At 60.2% G+C, this 1,327-nt stretch carries 3 protein-coding genes and 1 pseudogene; all 4 read right to left on the reverse strand.

Translation table 11 applies throughout. The annotated features are described in order from the left end of the window. Positions 1–277 (reverse strand): annotated as a pseudogene (locus MKK82_RS02535) (DNA-binding response regulator); the annotation flags it as partial. A gap of 356 nt (positions 278–633) precedes the next feature. Beyond that, entirely contained in the window at positions 634–879 is a 246-nt protein-coding gene (locus MKK82_RS02540) for a hypothetical protein (RefSeq protein WP_243984588.1), read from the reverse strand. A 9-nt stretch (positions 880–888) separates the two neighbouring features. After that, the gene (locus tag MKK82_RS02545; RefSeq protein WP_243984589.1) at positions 889–1,077 is read right to left on the reverse strand and encodes a hypothetical protein; all 189 of its coding nucleotides are present in this window, start codon (positions 1,075–1,077) and stop codon (positions 889–891) included. After that, positions 1,074–1,327, reverse strand: a 254-nt coding sequence (locus tag MKK82_RS02550) for a hypothetical protein (RefSeq protein WP_243984591.1), incomplete at its 5' end; no start/stop codon positions are given. The genes MKK82_RS02550 and MKK82_RS02545, both read right to left, overlap by 4 nt.

The following is a 1,327-nucleotide window of genomic DNA, read 5'->3' on the forward strand; positions in this document are numbered from 1 at the left end:
CCAAGAGGGCGCGCAGGTCATCCGCGGACAGGACCCCGAAGGCCACCAGCGTGCGGAGGTTCGGCTGGCGCTTCTTCAGGCTGAAGATGCGGTCGATCACGTCCACGAGCCGGATTTCGTCGACAAAGATCAGGGCAATCGCATTCTGGGCATCGGCCCCACCCAAATCCGCCTCCACGATCGTGTGGAAATCCGGCATGTGCTCCAGGGTGGCCTGAACAGTCGTGCCTAAGCCTCGCGGTTCGTCCAGGATCAGAACGCCGACGGCCGTACTCATGACTACCAACCTTCCAGGTCCAGGCGCCATAAACGACCGAGACTGGGTGAGTGGTTCCAAATTTTTAATCAATTTTAATATTCTATATTATGTTATTTATTGCAATATGAGGTGGTTTTCTACTTTAAGATGCACGTTATAGACGTTAAAATAGCAGATATATAACATAAATCATGATTTATATTGATTTTATACGACCATCAAATCCATATTAGGGAGCATGAGAGGCAAGCGCTGCAGGACACGAATGATCAGCGCCGGAACCGTAGCTGCGCTTCAAGCACCAGGGATGGTCTTCGAGCGCAGCTCGATAACGTCTGGGGCGTGCGGATCTGAATATCTGCGGTGTAGGCTCGCTAGTCCGCCTGCACCTCGTTCGCCCCGACCTCGGCCAGCAGCTCGCGGCCGATCCGCGTGAGAAACCAAGCCGACCGGGTCCGACCTGGTCCTCGCCTCTGGCGCGACTCGACCAGTTTCATCTCAACCAGCATCGGCATGGCTGACGGGCGGGCCTGCATCCGCAGTCCGCCAGGATTTGCCGCGACGACGCGCAGAGCCTTCAAGGCGCGGCCCTGAAGCGGGGCGTGCGGTTCGGTCGGCATGATGCTGCGCTATCGCTGCCCACCCGGCACGTCCATCAGACCGAGCCGGATCACCAGCACCAAGACCTCCGGTCCTGTCACGGCATCGCCTCCGTTCACCCGGTATATGTCGGCCGTACCAGCTACCGCCTCGACCCAGTGACCAGCCGCGCGCAGAGCCGCCACAGCTTTGCTGATCCGCTCCGTGAGCGTGCTCATGCCAGCGCGATCAGCATCCAGGCCCGCGCCTTCGCCTCGACCCCCTCCTCGTCGAGAGACGGATCGTCGGTGATCGCGCGCTGTACGATCTCGCGGGCAGCGCTCTCCTCGATGCCGATGCCGAGCATGAAGCCACCCAGTTGGGCCAGCAGACGGGCGGCGAGTTCGTGGTTCGCGTCGGGCTCGGTCATGCCTTCCGCCGCCTGCGCCTCGGCTTCTTCGGCATCGTCTTGGCCAGCACGTTCCGGAT

It is taken from the genome of Methylobacterium sp. E-046 (assembly GCF_022829625.1).
Classification (GTDB): domain Bacteria; phylum Pseudomonadota; class Alphaproteobacteria; order Rhizobiales; family Beijerinckiaceae; genus Methylobacterium; species Methylobacterium longum.

Coding starts and splice junctions, on each gene's coding strand:
- MKK82_RS02540 (WP_243984588.1), bottom strand. CDS start 879: ATGCCGACCGAACCGCACGCCCCGCTTCAGGGCCGCGCCTTGAAGGCT.
- MKK82_RS02545 (WP_243984589.1), bottom strand. CDS start 1,077: ATGAGCACGCTCACGGAGCGGATCAGCAAAGCTGTGGCGGCTCTGCGC.